The sequence below is a fragment of the Chondromyces apiculatus DSM 436 genome (assembly GCF_000601485.1).
Lineage (GTDB): Bacteria > Myxococcota_A > Polyangia > Polyangiales > Polyangiaceae > Chondromyces > Chondromyces apiculatus.
On record NZ_ASRX01000049.1, the window covers coordinates 85934 to 105964 of the forward strand.

Annotated in this window: 18 protein-coding genes; 7 read left to right on the forward strand and 11 right to left on the reverse strand. The window is 70.6% G+C overall.

Annotation, left to right across the window (positions count from 1 at the left end; translation table 11 throughout):
• Positions 1 to 33: 33 nt before the first annotated feature.
• The 8 genes from CAP_RS27615 to trxA form a co-directional block, all read right to left on the reverse strand.
• Positions 34 to 1173 (reverse strand): DegT/DnrJ/EryC1/StrS family aminotransferase, encoded by a 1140-nt coding sequence (locus CAP_RS27615; RefSeq protein ID WP_044246434.1) that lies wholly within the window; start codon positions 1171 to 1173, stop codon positions 34 to 36.
• The gene (locus CAP_RS27620; RefSeq protein WP_044246435.1) at positions 1170 to 1889 is read right to left on the reverse strand and encodes an acyltransferase; all 720 of its coding nucleotides are present in this window, start codon (positions 1887 to 1889) and stop codon (positions 1170 to 1172) included. Before CAP_RS27620 ends, CAP_RS27615 begins: the two co-directional genes overlap by 4 nt.
• Positions 1886 to 3457 carry a hypothetical protein gene (locus tag CAP_RS27625; RefSeq protein ID WP_052376083.1) on the reverse strand — a complete coding sequence of 524 codons (1572 nt, stop codon included), beginning with the start codon at positions 3455 to 3457 and terminating at the stop codon, positions 1886 to 1888. Before CAP_RS27625 ends, CAP_RS27620 begins: the two co-directional genes overlap by 4 nt.
• 7 nt (positions 3458 to 3464) lie before the next feature.
• Positions 3465 to 3737 carry a preprotein translocase subunit SecG gene (gene secG / locus CAP_RS27630; protein ID WP_044246436.1) on the reverse strand — a complete coding sequence of 91 codons (273 nt, stop codon included), beginning with the start codon at positions 3735 to 3737 and terminating at the stop codon, positions 3465 to 3467.
• A 73-nt stretch (positions 3738 to 3810) separates the two neighbouring features.
• The gene (tpiA, locus tag CAP_RS27635; protein ID WP_269324687.1) at positions 3811 to 4602 is read right to left on the reverse strand and encodes a triose-phosphate isomerase; all 792 of its coding nucleotides are present in this window, start codon (positions 4600 to 4602) and stop codon (positions 3811 to 3813) included.
• Positions 4599 to 5771: a phosphoglycerate kinase gene (locus tag CAP_RS27640; protein ID WP_044246496.1), complete on the reverse strand. Its 1173-nt coding sequence runs from the start codon at positions 5769 to 5771 to the stop codon at positions 4599 to 4601. Before CAP_RS27640 ends, tpiA begins: the two co-directional genes overlap by 4 nt.
• Before the next feature lie 188 nt (positions 5772 to 5959).
• Positions 5960 to 6979, reverse strand: coding sequence for a type I glyceraldehyde-3-phosphate dehydrogenase (gene gap, locus CAP_RS27645; RefSeq protein ID WP_044246437.1), 1020 nt, complete (start codon positions 6977 to 6979; stop codon positions 5960 to 5962).
• 174 nt (positions 6980 to 7153) lie between these two features.
• Positions 7154 to 7480, reverse strand: coding sequence for a thioredoxin (gene trxA / locus CAP_RS27650; protein WP_044246438.1), 327 nt, complete (start codon positions 7478 to 7480; stop codon positions 7154 to 7156).
• A 233-nt stretch (positions 7481 to 7713) separates the two neighbouring features.
• Here trxA and CAP_RS27655 point away from each other — a divergent pair, with 233 nt between their 5' ends.
• Positions 7714 to 8436, forward strand: coding sequence for a polyprenol monophosphomannose synthase (locus CAP_RS27655; RefSeq protein WP_044246439.1), 723 nt, complete (start codon positions 7714 to 7716; stop codon positions 8434 to 8436).
• 149 nt (positions 8437 to 8585) lie between these two features.
• On the opposite strand, the gene CAP_RS27660 is transcribed toward CAP_RS27655, so the two are convergent.
• Complete coding sequence (locus tag CAP_RS27660) at positions 8586 to 11111, reverse strand: penicillin acylase family protein (RefSeq protein WP_044246440.1); 2526 nt, start codon at positions 11109 to 11111, stop codon at positions 8586 to 8588.
• A 185-nt stretch (positions 11112 to 11296) separates the two neighbouring features.
• On the opposite strand from CAP_RS27660, the gene metG reads away from it, so the two are divergent.
• The 6 genes from metG (at position 11297) to CAP_RS27690 (ending at position 17854) form a co-directional block, all read left to right on the forward strand.
• Positions 11297 to 13414, forward strand: coding sequence for a methionine--tRNA ligase (gene metG, locus CAP_RS27665; protein WP_044246499.1), 2118 nt, complete (start codon positions 11297 to 11299; stop codon positions 13412 to 13414).
• A gap of 360 nt (positions 13415 to 13774) precedes the next feature.
• Positions 13775 to 14503, forward strand: a complete 729-nt coding sequence (locus CAP_RS27670; protein WP_052376085.1) for a hypothetical protein — start codon at positions 13775 to 13777, stop codon at positions 14501 to 14503.
• A gap of 63 nt (positions 14504 to 14566) precedes the next feature.
• Positions 14567 to 15286 (forward strand): hypothetical protein, encoded by a 720-nt coding sequence (locus tag CAP_RS45650; protein ID WP_052376087.1) that lies wholly within the window; start codon positions 14567 to 14569, stop codon positions 15284 to 15286.
• Between the two features lie 44 nt (positions 15287 to 15330).
• Positions 15331 to 16029 carry a hypothetical protein gene (locus tag CAP_RS27680; protein WP_052376090.1) on the forward strand — a complete coding sequence of 233 codons (699 nt, stop codon included), beginning with the start codon at positions 15331 to 15333 and terminating at the stop codon, positions 16027 to 16029.
• A 349-nt stretch (positions 16030 to 16378) separates the two neighbouring features.
• Entirely contained in the window at positions 16379 to 17080 is a 702-nt protein-coding gene (locus tag CAP_RS27685; RefSeq protein WP_052376091.1) for a hypothetical protein, read from the forward strand.
• Between the two features lie 63 nt (positions 17081 to 17143).
• A complete protein-coding gene (locus CAP_RS27690; RefSeq protein WP_052376093.1) occupies positions 17144 to 17854 on the forward strand; it encodes a hypothetical protein in 711 nt (236 codons plus the stop codon).
• Positions 17855 to 17934: 80 nt separating this feature from the next.
• On the opposite strand, the gene CAP_RS27695 is transcribed toward CAP_RS27690, so the two are convergent.
• Together CAP_RS27695 and yddG are read right to left on the reverse strand one after the other, a co-directional pair.
• Positions 17935 to 19050, reverse strand: a complete 1116-nt coding sequence (locus CAP_RS27695; RefSeq protein WP_052376095.1) for an STAS domain-containing protein — start codon at positions 19048 to 19050, stop codon at positions 17935 to 17937.
• 51 nt (positions 19051 to 19101) lie between these two features.
• Entirely contained in the window at positions 19102 to 20016 is a 915-nt protein-coding gene (yddG, locus tag CAP_RS27700) for an aromatic amino acid exporter YddG (RefSeq protein WP_063748762.1), read from the reverse strand.
• Between the last annotated feature and the right edge of the window lie 15 nt (positions 20017 to 20031).

Below are 20031 nucleotides of genomic sequence, written 5' to 3' on the forward strand. Positions count from 1 at the left end.
CGGCACGCTGAGGGTGCTTCCCGACGGGACCGATCAGGTGGACGACCAGCCAGGGAAGGCTGCGATCTCGGCCACGACGCGCGTGACCTCCTCCTCGGTGAGCCCGGGGAAGATGGGCAGGGCGAGCGCCTCGCGGGTGGCCGCCTCGGCGACGGGCAAGCTCGTTTCTGCCGCGCTCGGGCCGGCCACGGCGCCGGGACCGGCGAAGCAGGGCTGCACGTGCAGGGGCTCCGGGTAGTAGACCTCGGTGCCGACGCCGCGCGCTGCGAGGAACGCCCGGAGCGCATCGCGCTGGCCGCCGTGCACCCGGACCACGTACTGGTTGTAGGTGTGGCCCGGTGACAGCGAGGGCGCGCTCACCGGCACGCCAGCGCTGGCGAGCAAGGCGTCGTAGCGGGCCGCGAGGTGGCGGCGCATGGCGAGCCGCGCGTCGAGGTGCGGGAGCATCCGGCGCAGCAGCGCGGCCTGCAAGGCGTCGAGGCGGAAGTTCCCGCCGACCAGCTCGTGGTGGTATTTGCGCCGGGTGCCCTGGGCACGGAGCACCCTCGCCCGCTCGGCGAGGGCCGTGTCCGGTGTGGTGACGAGGCCACCGTCTCCGAAGCCGCCGAGGTTCTTGGTGGGGAAGAGGGAGAAGCATCCGACGGTGCCCAGCGCCCCGGCGCGCGTGCCTCCGAGATCGGCGCCGAAGGCCTGCGCGGCGTCCTCGATCACGGCGATGCCTCGGGGAGCCGCCAGGGCGTGCAGCGCGTCCATGGGGGCGCAGCGCCCGAACAGGTGCACGGCCACGATGGCCCGGGTGCGCGCGGTCGTCACCGCGGACACGGAGGCCGGGTCGAGCAGGAAGGAGGCCGCGTCGATGTCGGCGAACACCGGGCGCGCGCCGACCCGCGCCACGGCGAGCGCGGTGGCGGCGAACGTGAACGCCGGGCAGATCACCTCGTCTCCAGGGCCGATGCCGTGGGCGCTGAGCGCGACGATCAGCGCGTCCGTGCCCGAGGAGACGCCCACGGCACAGGACACGTTCAGGTAGGCTGCGCACGCGGCCTCGAAGGCCTCCACTTCCTGGCCGAGGATGTAACGGCCCGAGCGGAGCACCCGCTGGAACACCTCGGTCAGCTCGGCCTCGAGCGGCGCATCCACCCGGGTGCGGTCGAAGAAAGGGATCGCCGTCATCCGTGCCCCTTGTCCTCGCGCACGGCTCCTCGCGCGGCGCCTTCCTCGCGGTAGGGCCGCACGCCCACCACCCGACCCCCGTCCCCGCCCGGCAGCGGCGCGTCCTCGTCCAGATCCAGGCACCGCAGGCCGCCGCCCGCCGCCCGCACATAGCGGTAGCCGCTCTCCGGGCAGCGCCAGAGCCCCTCGCCCTCACCGCTGCCTTCCACCGCGACGAGCCGGTGCCCGTGCCGGCCCATCCATCCCGTGCGCCGCGCCGACACGCCCACCACGAGTGCGTAGTCCGGCACGTCCCGGGTCACCACCGCCCCTGCGCCCACGAAGGCGTGACGCCCGATGGTGACACCGCAGACGAGCGTCGCGTTGGCGCCGACGGTGGCGCCCCGGCGGATGCGCGTGGGCTCGTAGAAGGCCCGGCGATCGACGGCGGCGCGCGGGTTCGACACGTTGGTCAGCACCGCCGAGGGACCGAGGAACACGTCGTCCTCGATGACCACGCCGTCGTAGATGGACACGTTGTTCTGCACCCGCACCCCGTCGCCGAGCACGGCGCCCCCGGCGACGTAAACGTTCTGCCCGAGCACGCACCCGCGACCGATGCGCGCCCCCGCAGCGACGTGGCAGAAGTGCCAGATCTGGGTCCCCTCCCCGACCGTCGCTGGCTCGTCCACCCACGCGGAGGCGTGCACGAAGAAGCGCCGCTCCGGTGCGGTCATGGCGTGGCTCCCCTCTCGACCGATGCCGGCCTCCCCAGAGAGGGCGAGAGCCTCCGCTCGCCCGACGCCCGAACCTCGCCCGCCGACCACAGCGCCCACGCCCCCTGCCCCTCCACGGACGCCCCGGCGATGCCCAGGAGCGCCTCCGTCGGCTGCGCGACGAACCAGTCCGCACCGGCCGCGACGAGCCTGCGCCGCAAGGCAGCCGCGTCCACGAAGCTCGACGCGGTCGGCGGGTCACGCGGATCGATGCTGCGGTCGAGCACCACCTGCCCGGGCCTCCCCAGGGCTGCCATCACCGCGAAGTACCCGTAGTGAGGCACCTCCAGCAGGATGGGCGCCCCTCCAGGCACCCGCGCGGCGGCGGCCTCGCCCACCGCCACCTCGTCCAGGCGCGGGTTGAAGTGCTCGCGCCGGAAGTAGCGCCGTACAAAAAGGCCCCCGACGAGCAGCAGCGCCACCACCGCGGCCCCCGCCCTCCGCCGGAGCGCCGGACCCCCGGTGGCCACCACCTGGGCCCCCACGTCACCCACGACGAGCGCCAGGACCAAGAGCCCCACCAGCGTGGCCCGCTCGGGGTGGTGCGTCGGCGCGCCATCCCGCACCAGGGCTGCCGACAGGGCGGCGATCTGCAGGGAAGCCAGCGCCGCCGGCACCCGGTAGGGCCGCAATGCCTCGGTGAACCTCGCAGCGCCCGGAGTCCCCTGCACCGCGAGCCACAGCGCGAGCGGCGCCAGCACCAGCTCGGGCTCCTCGCGCAGCATCGCGCCCGGGTACGCCAGCAGCCGCGACACCAGGCCGTCCCCTCCCCCGCTGCCCAGCGCTTGCCGGTAGGCGGCCACGCGCGCCAGGAACTGGAGCGCGTCCCCGTGCGCCACGTGGTTCCAGGCGACCCACGCCGCGGGCCCCGCCAGCGCGATCAGCGCCGCGACCACGAGCTTCGCCTGGTCTCCGCGGCTCTGCCCGAGCCGCAGCGCGCTGAGCAGGGACCACGCCGCGAACACCGCCGCGAGGGGCCACGGCTCGTACCGGGACAGGGTGGCCCAGAGGAGCGCGAGTGCCCCCCACAGCCGTCGGTTCGCGGACGGCGTGGTCAACGCCGCGACCCCGAGCAGCGTCAACGCGGCCGTGGGCAGCTCCGGCACCGTCGCGACCCCGAGCCGCGCGCTCCACGGAAACACCGCCGCCACGAGCGCCCCTGCGAGCGCGCCCCGCCTGCCGCCCGCGCCGGCCTCCTCGGTGATCCACCGGGCAGCGAGGTAGATCAGCGCCGCCGACACCAGGCCCAGCACCAGCGCCACGGCGCGCGCCGCGCCCAGGCCCGTCCCGAAGAGCCGCAGCAGCGCGCCGCTCAGCCAGAACGGCGCCGGCAACCAGCTCGTACCGGTCGGATCCAGCTTGGGGGCGTGGGCCCAGGCTTGCGCGAGGACCACCCGCGCGAAGTCGTCGTCGCTGACGGCGCGGAAGCCAAGGCCCAGCGTGACCGCGGAGGCCGCGGCCTTGACCGCGAGGACGACCCCCAGATCCCGGAGCCCCGGGCTTCGCCATGGCGGCCCGGGCAGCCGCATCCGCGACCTACTGGTCCTGGCTGTTCTCGATTTCGCGCAGCTCGCGGTCGCCTGCGGACGACAGGTAGGCGAGCGACATGCTGGTCGCCATGAACACGGCCGCGCAGATGGCCGTCAGGCGGGTCAGGAAGTTGCCGGCGCCGCGCCCGCCGAAGACCTGCGCAGAGGCCCCACCGAACGCCGACCCCATGCCACCCCCGCGCCCCTGCTGCAGCAGCACGACCAGGATCAGGAACAGGCAGGCGATGACGTGGATGATGTGGAGGAACGTCTGAAGCATCGGCGTCCTTGATGACCGCGGCGAAAGGGGTGGGCTGGCCCGCGCGGAGACAGCCTACCTCGGGCAGCCCGATCTACTCCTGTTCTTCTCGCTCCGCCAGCCGGTGCGCGGCTTCGATGATTTTCCTGAAGCCAGCCGCGTCCAGGGAGGCTCCCCCGACGAGCGCGCCGTCGATGTCCGCCTGCTCCAGGAGACCCACGGCGTTGTCCGCCTTGACGCTCCCGCCGTAGAGCACCCGGGTGGCGCTCGCCAGCCCGATCGAGGCCCGCGCGAGGAGCCCCCGGATCATGGCGTGGACCTCCTGCGCATCGGCCGGGCTCGCGACCTTCCCGGTCCCGATGGCCCACACCGGCTCGTAGGCGACGACCCCGAAGCCCGGCGCCTTGGCCAGCTCGTCGAGGAATGCCCGGACCTGCCGCTCCACCACGGCCAGGGTCTGACCCGCCTCGCGCTCCTCCAGGGTCTCCCCCACGCAGGCGATGGGGCGGATCTCCGCGGCGATGGCGGCGGCCACCTTGCGGGTCACCATCTCGTCGGTCTCTCCGAAGAGCTGCCGACGCTCGCTGTGACCCACGATCACCCAGCTCGCCCCCGAGTCCCGGAGCATCCCCGCCGAGATCTCGCCGGTGAAGGCGCCGGAGACCTCGGGGTGCATGTTCTGGGCAGCGAGGCCCACCTCGCTCTTCGCCTCGGCAAGCTCGTGTGCCGCGGCGGCGAGCGCGGTGTAGGGGGGCGCCACCACCACCTCCACCCGGCTGAACTCCTTCGCGGCCCTGGCGACGCCCGCCGCGAGCGGCATGGCTTCCGGGCCGCCGACGTTCATCTTCCAGTTGCCGGCGATGAGCGGACGTCGCGCGGAGTTCACTCGGCCCCCTCGGTCGCGCGCAGCGCCTCGACGCCCGGAAGCTTCTTGCCCTCGATGAGCTCCAGCGACGCGCCGCCGCCGGTCGAGATGTGCTTGAAGCCCTTCGCCACCTCGTCGCCGGCCTGCTTCACCGCCGCGGCGCTGTCGCCGCCGCCCACCACCGTGAAGCCGGAGGCCTTGCTCATCAGCTTCGCCAGCTCGAAGGTGCCCTTCGAGAAGGCCGGCGTCTCGAAGAGGCCCATCGGACCGTTCCAGAAGACCGTCTTCGCCCTCTTGAAGGAGTCGGCGAAGAGCGCCACCGTCTTCGGCCCGATGTCGAGCGCCATCGCGCCATCGGGGACCGCGTCGGCCGCGACCGCCGAGCCCGCGTCGGCTTCCAGGCTCGACGCCACCACCACGTCGGTGGGCAGGAGGATCTGCACCCCGCGGTTCCCCGCCTTGCTCAGGATGGTGCGCGCGAGCGGGAGCTTGTCCTCCTCGATCTTGCTCTTCTTCATGTCCTTGCCCTGCGCGGCGAGGAACGTGTTCGCCATCGCCCCGCCGATGCACAGGGTGTCCACCACCCCGAGCAGAGCCTCGACGACGTCGATCTTGTCGGAGACCTTCGCGCCCCCGAGCACCGCCACGTAAGGCTTCTCGGGGCGGTCGACGAGGCGCCCGAGCGCGCGCAGCTCCTTGAGGAGCAGGAGGCCCGCGGCCCGCTCCCGCATCAGCCGCGGCAGGGCGTGCACCGAGGCGTGGGCGCGGTGCGCGGCCCCGAAGGCGTCGTTCACGTACACGTCGCACAGCTCCGCGAGCTGCCGCGCGAAGTTCTCGTCGTTCTTCTCCTCCTCCTCGTGGAAGCGGAGGTTCTCAAGAAGGCACACCTGGCCGACGCGCAGGTCGTAGATGACCTTCTTCGGGGCGTCGCCCACGATCTCCTCGGGGACGTGCACCTCGTAGCCGGTCAGCTCCGCGAGGCGCGCGCCCACCGGCTCCAGGCTCAGGTCCCGCTTGCCGGGCTTCGGGCGCCCGAGGTGCGAGGCCAGGACCACCTTCGCGCCCGCCTCCATGACCAGCTTGATGGTGGGGATCGCCTCGCGGATGCGCGCGTCATCGGTGATCTCGCCCGTCTTCTTGTCCATGGGGACGTTGAAGTCCACGCGGATGAAGACGCGCTTGCCAGCGATCCCGCTCGTCCCATCGCCCGCACTGCCTGCGCTGCCCGCGCCGCCCGCGCTGCCCGCGCCGCCTCCGCGCGGGTCAAACTTCCCGGGAGCCCCGCCGCGCGGGTCCGCCTTCGCGGCCACGTCCGGGGCCTTGGGCTTGACCAGATCCTCGATCGACCTGATACCGGTGAGCTTCACGGCGCCCCCCCTCAACCCTTCGTCGCCACGAACTGGGCCAGGTCGATCATCCGGTTCGAGAAGCCCCACTCATTGTCGTACCAGGAGAAGATCTTCGCGAAGCGCTCCCCGATCACCTGGGTCAGCGTGGCGTCGAAGACGCTCGACGCCTTCTCGCCGATGTAGTCGCCGGAGACCAGCTCCTCGTCGGTGTACCGCAGCACGCCCTTCATCGGGCCCTCGGCCGCCGCCTTCATCGCCGCGTGGATCGCGTCCTTGGTGACCTTCTTCTCGGTCTCGATGGTCAGGTCCACCAGCGACACATCGTAGGTCGGCACCCGGATCGCCTGGCCGTCGAACTTGCCCTTCAGCGCCGGGATCACCTCGCTCAGCGCCTTCGCCGCGCCGCTGCTGGTGGGGATCATGTTGGTCGCCGCGGCGCGCGCCCGGCGGAGGTCGCCCTTCCTGTGCGGCACGTCGAGGATGTGCTGGTCGTTCGTGTACGAGTGGACGGTGGTCATCAGGCCGTGGACCACGCCGAAGCTGTCCAGCATCACCTTGGCCACCGGGGCGAGGCAGTTCGTGGTGCACGAGCCGCAGGAGATCACGGTGTGCTTCGAGGCGTCGTACGCCTCCTCGTTCACGCCCATCACCACGGTCACGTCGTGGTTCTTGGCGGGGGCGCTGATGATCACCCGCTTCGCGCCCGCCTTGAGGTGCGCCTCGGCCTTCGCCTTGTCGGTGAAGAGGCCCGTGCACTCCAGCACCACGTCCACGCCCAGCGACTTCCAGGGCAGCTCCCCGGGGTCCTTCATCGCGAGGACCTCCACCTTCTGGTCACCGATCTGCAGAGACTTGTCGCCGCTCGACACCGGCGCCGCCTTGAACTCGCGGTGCACCGAGTCGTACTTGAACAGGTGGGCGAGGGTCTTGGGATCGGTGAGGTCGTTGATGGCGACCACTTCCAGGTCCTTGACGTTGCGCTCCACCAGCGTCCGGACGATGCAGCGTCCAATCCGTCCAAAACCGTTGATCGCGATCTTCGTCGCCATGGCGCGCTCCTGAGAAGTGAGGGGTCCGCGCGCGGATGTACTCAGGGCTAGCCCCTCGGTCAAGCGCAGGGAGCGCGGCGGGCTGGAGCGGACGTGCTGGGATGCGGACGTACCGGGAAGGGAGCGTGGCGGGTGTGACGGCTGGAGGCGGTGGGACGCTCCAGCGGGGAGGTCTCAGACCCCGAGCAGCTTGATCAGCGTCTCGCGGTTCGAGAGGCCCACCTGGGTGGCTACCTTCTCGCCGCCCTTGAACACGATCACCGTCGGCACGCTCTTCACGGAGTACTTCTTGGTGGTGTTCGGGGCATCGTCGATGTCGAGCGTGGCGACCTTGACCTTGCCCGCGAAATCATCGGCGATCTTGTCGACGATGGGCGCGAGCGCCTTGCAGGGGCCGCACCAGGTGGCGCCGAAATCCACCAGCACAGGCACATCGGACTTCAGCACCTCGGCTTCGAAGTTGGAGTCGTCGATAACGTGGACGTTCTTGCTCGCTGCCATCGGAAGTCTCTCCGTAGGTTGATGACCTGGTTACCGGGGGAATGCACCTCGCTGCCGCGCAGCGACACCGGGGCCCAGGGCCGAGGAAGCGCCGTCGGGACCGGTCAGAGCCGGCCATGCATGTGGCTCAACGTTAACCGCGCGATCCACCCTTCGCAAGGGCACCGCGGTCGGGCGAAGGCTTCCGCCCCAGCACCCGCTTTGCTACAGCGACCGGACCGTCGGGATCGTCGATGCTGCCCCGGATCCTCATCATCACCCCGACGTACAACGAGCGGGACAACCTGAGCGAACTCGTCCACGCGGTGCTCGCGACAGCACCGCACGCACACCTGCTCATCATCGACGACGCCTCCCCCGACGGCACGGGCGCCCTCGCCGACGCGCTCGCCTCCCGCGATCCTCGCGTGCGCGTCCTCCATCGTCCCTCCAAGCTCGGGCTGGGGACCGCGTACCTCGAAGGCTTCCGGCGCGCCCTCGACGAGGGCTACGACGTGGCCTTCGAGATGGACGCCGACCTCTCCCACGACCCGCGCTACCTGCCCCGGTTCCTCGACGCCATCGCGGACGGCGCCGACGTCGTCCTCGGCTCGCGCAACATGCCTGGCGGGGGCGTCGAGGGCTGGGGCCCCGGAAGGCACGTCCTCTCCAAGGGCGGCTCGCTCTACGCGCGCCTCATCCTCGGGGTCTCCGTCCGCGACCTCACCACGGGCTACAAGGCCTTCACCCGCCGCGCCCTCCAGGCCCTGGACCTCGCGCGCGTCCGCTCGAACGGGTACGCCTTCCAGGTCGAGACCACCTACCGCGCGCTGCGCCGCGGGCTGCGGGTCGTGGAGGTCCCCATCCTCTTCGTCGACCGCCGCGCGGGCCACTCCAAGATGAGCCGGAAGATCTTCGCGGAAGCCGTGATCGAGGTGTGGCGGCTGCGCCTCGACGCAGCCCGCCACCGCCTTTGAGTCTCCACGAGGGGACGCGAGTCCCCTCGCCCCGCCGGGAGTGAATCCCGTCGGGGCCCCACTCCCCGCGAACCGCTCGTGCCAGCCGCGACGCAGTGCCCCTTGGCAAAGCGTCGCGCCCTGGGTGTCCTTTGATCGAACGCGCCGGGTTACTTCGCCGCTTCGAGCGTCATCCGGTCCGTGACGCCGGCCTCGACGTCCGCCTTGCGGAACAGGAGCTTGCCGTACTCCCCCGCCACCCAGGCCGCGTCCTGGTCGTCGAAGTGCGGGCTCCCGGGCTCCTCGCTGCTCCCGCGCGAGAAGTTCACCACCGCCTCGGGCGTGTTGTCCTCGCCGAAGCCCACCACCATCCGGTAGAGCGAGCCCTGCACCGCGCCGAACTGCTCGCGCACCGCGTCGCCCTCGAAGAAGGGCGCCGGGGAGACGTTCACCGTGTCGTCGCCGCCGTCGACCCCGAACGGCGTCACCGACAGCTCACCGCCGTATGCCGCGGGGAACGTGGCCACGTGCAGGTCGCCCCAGGCGTAGGTCGCGTCCACGGAGCCGAAGCGCGCGGTGAGCCAGGTGGCCGTCTCGGCGAGGGCGTCGAGCACCAGCACCCGCGGATCGCTCACGAACGTGGAGCCCGCCTCGAAGCGGTCCGCGAGCAGGTTGTAGAGCGTGCCGAGGAAGACCGTGGGCTTGTACTCCTGCACGGCGTCGAACAGGAGCGAGGTGTACGCCTCGTCGCTCGCGAACACCTCCTTGGCCGCGAACCAGCTCATCGCGTGGAACACCAGCGCCCCCGCCTCGGCGCGGTCCAGCCGGCTGTCCCAGCCCGCCAGGATGGCGCCGAGCTTCGGCAGATCCTCATTCCCCTGGTAGGCGGCCAGCGCCGGATCCGTCGCCATGTCCGCGAGCGCCGTCGTCACGATGGGCAGCATCACGTCGGCCAGCTCCCAGCGCACGTCGCGCTGGATGTCCTGCATCGCGGCCACGGTCATCTTCCCGGTGCCCTCGATCTGCTCCTGGATCATCTGCTCGATGCGGCTCGCCCGGAACCCGTTCGCGTAGAACGCGCCGTAGTAGTAGGGGTCGTTCTCCACCGTGCCGTCGGCCGTGAAGCCGAACGGATCGTTGTTCGCGGTGACCAGGTAGCCACGCTCGGGATCGCGCCACCGCGGCATCTTCTCCGGCGGCAGGTAGGCGCCCGACCAGACGTTCTTCGTGTCGTTCGCAGGCAGCACCTTCCATGGCATCGGCCTGCTCGACGGATCGCCGCGGTCGGGGACGCGCGCGCTCACGTGGTAGGTGATCCCGTCCGGGTGGGCCGCGATGAAGTTCGCCGCGCCCACCTCCAGCACGTCCACCGCCTTCTCGAACTCGTCGAGGTTCCGCGCCCGGTCCATGCCGAGATACGCGCCGATCTCCATGGTCGGCTCGAAGCCCGTCCACCCGATCAGCAGGCAGCCCCCCGCGATGAGCGCCCGCGGCGCCGGCAGGATGACGTCGGGGATGAACACCCCGACCCCGGGCACGCTGCGAATGACGACCTCCTTCCGCTCCGTGCCCCCCGCCTCGGTCCGGTACTCGATGGTCTCCGTCCGCGACTCCACGGCCTTCGCTTCCCCGCCGATCATCACCTCCGCCTTCTCGCAGGCGGTGTCCTCGGTGACCTCCCAGATGTCCATCACGTCGGCGAAGTTCGTGGTGGTGGTCCAGCCGATGTGCGCGTTGTGGCCGAGCTGCACCCCCGGCACGCCCACGAACGAGAAGCCGACCACGTCGAGCGTGCCGGTCGCGCTGCTGATGTGCACCGGCCAGAAGCGGCTCGGGCTGGTCAGCGTCTGGTGCGGGTCGCCCGCGAGCAGCGGCTTGCCGTTCTCGGTGTGCGCCCCCGCCACCGCCCAGTTGTTGGAAGCCAGGGGCCCGGCGAGCGGGGAGAAGTCGAACCGCGTCCCCTCCGGGATCTCCGGCCGCGGCTGCGAGGGCGAGGGCGGCGAGGGCGGCGAGGGCGCCGGGGCGGGCCCCGAGGTCGGCGCGGCCATCCCCATGGTGAACACGTCCTTCGACGGCTTCATGAAGGGCAGCTCGGTCAGCGAGTCAGGCGCGAGCCTCACCAGCAGCGTCGCCAGCAGCTCCTGCTCCAGCGTGCTCGACATCCCGAACGAGAGCACCTTGCCGATCGCCAGGGTGTGCGCGGGTGTCCACCGCTCGGGCACGAAGTTGAGCTCCGCCTCCCGCAGGCCGTAGGGGCGCGGCGCGGCCCCCGTCTCGATCTCCTTGATGCGGAAGTTCACGCCCTGGACCCAGGCGTCGATGAGCCCAGCGTCCTCGGGCCGATCCTTCTTGAGGCGCTCGTAGTCGGCCTCGCCGAGGCGCCCGAAGCCGAACGCGCGCGCGCTGATGTCGCCGTTGATGGCGCCCTCGCCGAAGACCTCGGCGCTCCGCCCGAGCGCCCTGCGCCGGAAGGCCTCCATGTGGAACAGCCGGTCCCGCGCCATCGCGTAGCCGGCCCCGAACATCGCGTCCTCGTCGCTCTGCCCGTAGACGTGGGAGATGCCCATCTCGTCGACCATGATGTCGACGGCCGCCACCGGGTGCGTGAACTCCGGGCCGGTGGGTCCGGCCTTCTCTTCATCACCGCCGCACCCGCCGAGGGCAGCGGCGAGGACGGCGGCGACGCCGGCATGCAAGGATGAACGCAGGTACGAAGGTGAGCGGCGATGGGGGCAGCGGTGGCGGCGGTGGCGGCGGTGCGAAGAGCGCATCCCCCGAGTGTTACGGTCGCCCGATCCGGGCGGCAAGCCTCGCGTCACGGCGCCCCACGGCGACGCAGCCCGGTAGCGCTCAAGGGCCATCTGGGGCAGAGTCGCGCCCGATCATGAGACGCCTGCTCGTCACCAGCGCCCTCCCCTACGCCAACGGACACATCCACCTCGGCCACCTCGTCGAGTACACCCAGACGGACATCTTCGTCCGGTACTCGCGGATGACCGGGCGCCGCGCCATCTACATCTGCGCGGACGACACGCACGGGACGTCCATCATGATGCGCGCCCGCAAGGAGGGCCGCAGCGAGGTCGAGGTCATCGAGGAGATGAGCGCCGCGCACCAGCGCGACTTCGCCGGCTTCCAGATCCACTTCGACCACTACGGCAGCACCAACTCCCCCACGAACCAGGTCCTGTGCAACCAGATCTGGGCCTCGCTCCGGGGCGCCGGCATGGTGAGCCGCAGGGAGGTCACCCAGCTCTTCGACCCCAAGGAAGGTGTCTTCCTCGCCGACCGCTTCGTGAAGGGCACGTGTCCCCGCTGCGGCGCCGCCGACCAGTACGGCGATAGCTGCGACAAGTGTGGCTCCACCTACTCCCCCACCGACCTCGTCGACCCGAAGAGCACCCTCTCGGGCGCCAAGCCCGAGCTGCGCAGCGCCCCGCACCTGTTCGTCTCCATCGAGTCCGAGCACGCCTTCCTCACCGGCTACACCCAGTCCGAGGGCCGCATGCCCCGCGAGATCGCCAACTACCTCGCGGGCCACTTCCTCTCCGAGCCCCTCCGGGACTGGGACGTCTCCCGCGCCGCCCCGTACTTCGGCTTCGAGATCCCCGACGAGCCCGGGCACTACTGGTACGTGTGGTTCGACGCGCCCACCGGCTACATCGCCGCCACCCAGGAGTGGTGCGAGAAGCAGGGCGAGGGCCTCGACGCCTGGTGGCGCTCCGAGGACACCGACATCATCCACGTCATCGGCAAGGACATCGTCTACTTCCACACCCTCTTCTGGCCGACCATGCTCAAGACGGCGCAGTTCTCCCTGCCCGCGCGCGTCCAGGTGCACGGCTTCCTCACCGTCAACGGCGAGAAGATGGCGAAGAGCAAGGGCACCTTCATCATGGCGTCCACCTACCTCAAGCACCTCGATCCGGCGTACCTCCGCTACTACTACGCGAGCAAGCTGGGCCCGAAGGTGGAGGACATCGACCTCAACATCGAGGAGTTCGTGCAGCGGGTGAACGCCGAGCTGGTGAACAAGATCGTCAACCTGGCCAGCCGCTCCTCGCGCTTCGTGCAGAAGACCGGCCTCTCCGCGGCCTACCCCGAAGACGGCGGCCTCTTCGCCGCGGGCGCCACGGCCGGCGACGAGATCGGAGCGGCCTACGCGGCCTTCGACTTCGCCCGCGCCATCCGCACCATCGTCGCTCTCGCCGATCGCGCCAACGAGTTCATCGACAAGGCGCAGCCCTGGGCGCTCGCGAAGCAGCCCGGCAAGGAGGCCGAGGTGCAGGCAGCCTGCTCCATCGCCCTCAACCTGTACCGCCAGATCGCCCTCTACCTGGCCCCCGTGCTGCCGAAGCTCGCGGAGGAGTCGGGCAAGCTTCTCAACTGCGCCATGGACCGCTGGGAGCTCGCGAAGGAGCACCTCGTCGGCACCCCGGTCGCCCCGTACCAGCACCTCATGAAACGCGCCGAACTGGAGTCTGCACAGAAGATGGTCAACGAAACCTCCGCCGCAAACGCCCCCGAGACCACCGAGGCCCAGAGCGCGGCGGCCTCCCCTGCCGCCCCGGCCTCGCCCGGCGCGCCTGCCACGCCCGCCACGCCCGCCACGCCCGCCACGCCGACCACCTACGACGACGACGGCGCTGCCCTCCAGGAAGAGCCCCTCGCGCCGGAGTGCACCATCGACGACTTCGGCAAGGCCGACCTCCGCGTCGCCCGCATCGTCGCGGCCGAGGGCGTCGAGGGCGCCAAGAAGCTCCTGCGCCTGCGCGTCTCCCTCGGCGGCGGCGTGGAGCGCAACGTCTTCGCCGGCATCAAGGCCTACTACAAGCCCGAGGACCTCATCGGCCGCCTCGTGATCATCTGCGCCAACCTCGCCCCCCGGCAGATGAAGTTCGGCCTGAGCGAGGGCATGGTCCTCGCCGCCGGCGGCAAAGACACCGCCTTCCTCCTCTCCCCCGACTCCGGCGCGAAGCCCGGTATGCGCGTCCACTGAGCCTCCACGAGGGGACGCGCGTCCCCTCGCAGCCGCGGGCCACGACATCGCAGTCATCCTCCCCGTCCCGCGCCGTGCACGTCCCGCGTCGTGCCTCGGCCGTGGGGCGCCCCCGCCGCTGTGTCACGGTGCGCCGGAAACCTGCGCCGGTGTCATGGAACCGGCCTGATTTCCGTGCGCTCGCTGCTCCTGGACGGCTGTCCGGAGCCGCGCGGGCGGTCATGGAGCGGTGCGGCGAAGCAGGCGCCACCGCCCACGCGCGGCGGTGGCACACGCGTTGAATAGACACCTGCCCGACCCGAACGCCGATGGCGCGGCGCCCTTTGCCCTCCCCCTCGACCTTCGATCAGGAGCAATGCCATGAACACCTCGTCCTTCTCGTTCCTCCGGAGCAGCTTGCTGGCCCTCGTCACCCTCGCTCCCGCCGTGCTCACGGGGTGTATCATCGTCTCCTCGGACGGCAGCAGCAACGACGACGGGGCTCCCTGCTCCATGGAGGGCCAGGGCTACAACGTTGGCGACTCCTTCCCCTCCGACGACGGCTGCAACACCTGCACCTGCACCGAGAGCGGCATCGCCTGCACCGAGGCGGCCTGCGCGCCCATCACCTGCGACACGCCTGCTGGCCCTGTCCCCGTGGGCACGAGCTTCCCCGCCGACGACGGCTGCAACACCTGTAGCTGTGCGCAGCTCGAAGATGGCAGCACCACCGTCGCCTGCACCCTGATGGCCTGCGGCCCGGCCTGCACCTACAACGGCGAGACCTACACCACTGGCGAGACCTTCAACGCGGGCGACGGCTGCAACACCTGCACCTGCGGCGAAGATGGTAACGTCGGCTGCACCGAGATGGCCTGCGTGTGCGACCCCGAGGCCGAGTGGAACCGCGACTACGTGGGGGACAGCCCGGAGCAGTGCCAGGTCATCGAGTTCGACTGCACCGCCGGCACCAACTACTTCGCCAACGACTGCGGGTGCGGCTGCGAGCAGGGCCCCTCGTGCGAGGAGAGCTACGACTGCACCATCCCCGCCGACTGCGACATCGAGGCCATCCAGGCCGAGTGCCCCTTCAGCACCATCGAGCAGTGATCCCCGCGCCCTGACCACGACCCGCCCACCTCCTTCACCCCGCGACCCTCCGGAACAACTGCCATGACCACCGCGACCCTCACGCTCCTCCGGCGCAGCATGCTGGGCCTCTCCGTCCTCCTCTCGGCCCTGGCCGCGGGGTGCGTCGTCGTCTCCGTCGAGGGGGAGACCTGCACCATGGATGGCGAGACGTACGAGGTGGGCGACACGGTGCCCTCGCCCTATGACTGCGAAAGTTGCTCCTGCCAGAGCGACGGCACCGTGGTCTGCAGCGACGACCAGCCCTGCGAACCGCCCGAGCCTCTCGGCACCTGCAACACCCCGAACGGGCCTATCCCGGTGGGGAGCACCTACGAGAACCCCGACGAGTGCAACACCTGCACCTGCACCGCGGAGGGAGAGCTGGAGTGCTCCACCGCCTTCTACTGCGGCGAGCTGTGCACCTACGAGGGCCAGATCTACACCGAGTACCAGACCTTCCCCGCCGCCGACGGCTGCAACACCTGCACCTGCCAGGAGGACGGCTCCGTCTCGTGCACCGAGCTGTCCTGCGACTGCGACCCCGAGGCCGAGTGGTACCGCGAGTACGTGGGGCACAGCCCCGCCGAGTGCGCCGATGTCGACCTCCTCTGCCCCCAGCACCTCACCAACTTCAGCAACGGCTGCGGGTGCGGCTGCGAGCAGAGCGCCGAGTGCGAGCAGACCTACGACTGCGCGCCGCCCGCGGAGTGCGACGTCGAGGCCATCCAGACCGAGTGCCCCTTCAGCACCATCGTCCTTTGAGTCTCCACGAGGGACACGCGTCCCCTGACCAGGAGCCCTACCCCATGAGCACTTCTTCCTTCTCGTTCCTCCAGAGCAGCCTGCTGACCCTCACCGCGCTCATCCCCGCCCTGCTCACGGGGTGTGTCATCGTCTCCAGCGGCGACGACGCTTGCAGCTACGGCGGTGAGACGTACGACGAGGGCGAGTCCTTCCCCGCGGAAGACGGGTGCAACACCTGCTCCTGCGACAGCGACGGCAGCGTCCTGTGCACCCAGATCGGCTGCACACCTCACTGCGATACCCCGGAAGGTCCGATACTCGTCGGAGACATCTACGTTCCCGACAACGGGAGCTGCAGCTTCTGCATCTGTGACGTCAGCGGCGAGCTGGGGTGCACCACCGGCGCTTGCCCGCCGCAGTGCACGTACGAGGGCCAGACGTACACCTCCGGCGAGAGCTTCCCCGCGGCCGATGGCTGCAACACGTGCACCTGCCTGGACAGCGGGAGCGTCGCCTGCACCGACACGGCGTGCGCCTGCGATCCCGACACGGAGTGGTACCGCGACTACGTCTCTGAGGATCCCGCCCAGTGCGAGGTCATCGACTACGCCTGCCCCGAGCACACCTCGGCCTTCGGGAACGGCTGCGGCTGCGGCTGCGAACAGAGCCCCGAGTGCGAGCAGACCTACGACTGCCAGCCGCCCAACGACTGCCCCGCCGACCTCGCCGAGCAGTGCCCCTACAGCACCATCCTCAACTGACCCTCCCTGAACTGACCCTCGCTGAACGCGGCGCGGCCCCTCGCGGCTGCGCCTGCGCGTCACCGATCGCACCTGGAGTGCAGCGCCTCGCGACCCTCGCTGAGGACACCACCCTGGTCCCCTGCCCTTCGCCCTGACGCCCTCTTCCGATCCTGTGCCAGGCTGAGCCTGAGCGCAGGCACACCCCCCCTTGGTGCCCGGCCGGAGAACGCGTACCCCTGCGAAAAACTGGAACTCTCGCGGCTCTGTCCCTGCTGGCACAGCAGTTGCGATGACCTCCCCGCAAGCACCGGGTGCAGGGCGATGACGCAGCGCCTCCGGTCATGACCTCCGACCCTGGATACCCGCCATGAACACCTCTTCCTTCTCGTTCGTCCGAAGCAGCCTGCTCGCCCTCACCGCGCTCGTCCCCGCCCTGCTCACGGGCTGTGTCGTCGTCTCCGAGGGCGGCGACGGGACCTGCAACTACGACGGCGAGACGTACGACGCTGGCGAGAACTTCCCCGCCGGCGACGGCTGCAACACCTGCTTCTGTGACAGCGACGGCAGCGTCGGGTGTACCTTGGCGGCGTGCGACGAGCCCCCCGGGGTCTGTGACACCCCGCAGGGCCCGATTGCCGCTGGCGAGAGCTACTCCAGCGACTGCAACACCTGCACCTGCCAGCCGTCCGGCGACGTCGCGTGCACCGCCATCGGGTGTGTCGATACCTGCTACTACGAGGGGGAGATGTACCACGTCGGTGAGAGCTTCCCCGACGCGGATAGCTGCAACACCTGCACCTGCATGGATGACGGCAACGTCGCCTGCACCGACACGGCGTGCGCCTGCGATCCCGACACGGAGTGGTACCGCGACTACGTCTCCCTGGACCCCGCCCAGTGCGAGGTCATCGACTACAACTGCCCCGAGCACACCTCGGCCTTCGGGAACGACTGCGGCTGCGGCTGCGAGCAGAGCCCCGAGTGCGAGCAGACCTACGACTGCCAGCCGCCCAACGACTGCCCCGCCGACCTCGCCGAGCAGTGCCCCTACAGCACCATCCTCCACTGATCCCGGGCGCAGCGCGATGACGCAGCGCCTCCGACCCTGACCTCCGACCCTGGGATACCCGCCATGAACACCTCGCCTTCCTCGTTCCTCCGAAGCAGCCTGCTCGCCCTCACCGCGCTCGTCCCCGCCCTGCTCACGGGCTGTGTCGTCGTCTCGGGGGGCGATGGCGGCGACGACGAAGGGGTGTGCTTCTACGGCGACGCGGCGTACGACGCTGGCGAGACCTTCCCCGCAGACGACGGGTGCAACACCTGCTTCTGCGACAGCGACGGCAGCGTCGGGTGTACCGAGAGGGGCTGCCCCTCGACATCCGAGACGTGCGACACCCCCAGCGGCCCAGTGCCCTGGGGGACCGACTTCCAGGACGACTGCAATAGCTGCACCTGCGACGAGTACGGCATCTCGTGCACCGCGATGTGGTGCGACGAGGGGTGCGTCTACGAGGGGACGCCCTATCAACCCTACGAGAGCTTCCCCTCCATCGACGGCTGCAACACCTGCACCTGCGGGGAAAACGGCGCCGTGAGCTGCACCGAGATGGCCTGCGAGTGCAACCCCGAGGAGGAGTGGTACCGCGACTACGTGGCCGACAGCCCCGAAGCCTGCGCGACCACGGACTACGTGTGCCCCGAGAACACCACCATGTTCGGCAACACCTGCGGCTGCGGCTGCGAGCAGAGCGCCGAGTGCGAGCAGACCTACAACTGCATGCCGCCCAGCGACTGCCCCGCCGACCTCGCGGCGCAGTGCCCCTTCAGCGAGATCGTGTACTGAGCCGGCACCGAGGGTCCAGGGACGGCATGGCCCTGGTGGGCCACCGCTCCGGCCGCCGAGCCCGGGGCTGCCAGCTTCGGTCAACCGCCCGTGGTCGCCCTGGCCGGAGGAGAGGGCCGCCGCCCGCGCGGCCCGGCCCTGACGCACGCGGCGATGGCCTGGCGCAGGTCGCGCAGGATGAGGACGTCGCCCAGAGGAGCGTCCCCCGCCACCAGCTCCTGGGCGAGCGAGGGGCGCACGCCGCAGAGGATGGGGCGAGCACCGAGGAGGGAGAGCGCGCGCAGGAGCGAGAGGAGCTCCGGGACGCAGATCGCGCTCGCGCCCGTGAAGTCGAGGATCACGCTCTCGACCTGCTGGTCGACGATGCGCGCGAGCAGCGACTCGGAGATCTGGGCGCTCCGCGCGCGGTCCAGGGCACCGATGATCGGCATCACCAGGCTGCGCTGGCCCACGTCGAGCATGGGAGCAGAGAGGGCCAGGATCTCCTCGCGCTGCGCGTCGATGAGGGCGCGGCTCTCGTGAAGGCCGTGGACGTCGACCTGCTGGATCAGGATCGCAGGCGCCCCCGTGGCAGGATCCCGGGTGGGACGTGACTCGGTCAGGTGCCACCGGGCCCCCTCGGTGGTGGCGATCTGCACCTCGCCCCGGTAGATAGCCTCGTCGGCAGCGCGCTCGAGAATCCGCCGCAGTACCGCCGGATCCGTGAACCAGCCCTCGATCGTGGCGCTCACGCCGTAAGCGCGCTGCGAGGCGGGGTTCTGCATGAGCACCTCGCCGAGGGGCGTGGCGAGGGTGACCAGGGCCGAGGTGTGCCGGATGGCCTCGATGCCACGGAGCTGTACAAGGTCGACACCATGCTTGACGTGGGCCTCGCACATCATCGCGATGCGGCCGTCGTCGAGGGGGACGCCCGAGAGGATGCAGCGCAGCCTCACGGGATCGCCGCTCGGGAAGATGGAGAGGTCCTGGATCAGGACCTGCCCGCGCTCGATGGACTCCTGGTTGACGCTCTGGCGGGTGCGCTCAAGGTCGGTCAGGGGCGAGAAGTCCCGCTGGAGGAGCGCTTCGACGCTCCCGGCTTGCCAGAGGGCGACGGCAGCGCGGTTCGCCCAGAGGATGCGATAGACCGTGACGTCGTACACCCAGACCGGCGTGCCGAGGAGATGTAGCGCGGCGAGGCGCTCCTCGAGGATCATCGGGCTGGCTTACCAGACCGCGAGGGCGATGCACCCCTTCACGCGAGATCTTCACGATCGCGCGTGCGTGCCCCCCGCGCCGCGGTCCCCACGCTCACCGAGGCCACCGCGCGCTGTAGAGGCGCGCACGCTGAGGGTGGCGCCAAGGAGGAGGAGCGCGAGGGCAGCAGCCTGGGTCCAGTGAGGCTCGGCACGTCCAAAGGCGAGGAGGAGGCCCGTGGAGAGGACGGGCGCAGCGTACGAGAGGGTGCCGAGGAGGCCGATGTCGCCACGCTTGGTGCCCGTGTCCCAGAGCCAGAAGGCGGCGCCGACCGGTCCAAGGCCCATGGCGGCGAGGACGATCCACTGGGAGGGGGTGGGAGCGATGGTGCGCTCGACGAGGACATGGGCGGCCGCACCAAGGAGGGAGACGGCAAGGCAAGGGCCGACGATGGCAGCGCTGGAGACGTGGCTGAAGCGGCGGTTGGCGACGGAGTACGCCGACCAGGTGAGGGCCGCAGCGAGGGCGGCGGCATAGCCCGGGAGGTACGCAGGGTCGAGGTGAGGGACGCGGCCGCGGCCGAGGAGGAGGACGGCGGCGAGGAGGCCGAGGAGGGCGCCGACAATCTGGGGGGCACGGATGCGCGCGCCAGGGAGGAAGGCGGCGAAGAGGACGATGAGGAGGGGCCAGAGGTAGTTGAGGAGGTTGGCCTCGACGGCAGGGGCGCGCTTGAGGGCGACGAAATAGAGGGCGTGGTAGCCGAAGAGGGCGAGGGTGGAGAGGGCAGCCGCACGCGGGGGCTGGCGGAGGGCAAGGAGGCCAGGGCCACCAGGGCGGAGGAGGAGAACGAGGCCGAGGAGGGCGGAGACGGCGAAGGTGATGGCGAGGATCTGGAAGGGAGGGAGGGCGCCGGTGGTGGTGGTGAGGAGGGCGAGGGTGGACCAGAAGGTGATGGCGAGGAGGCCGGAGAGGGTGGGCGCGGTCATGGGGGCGGGGGGGTG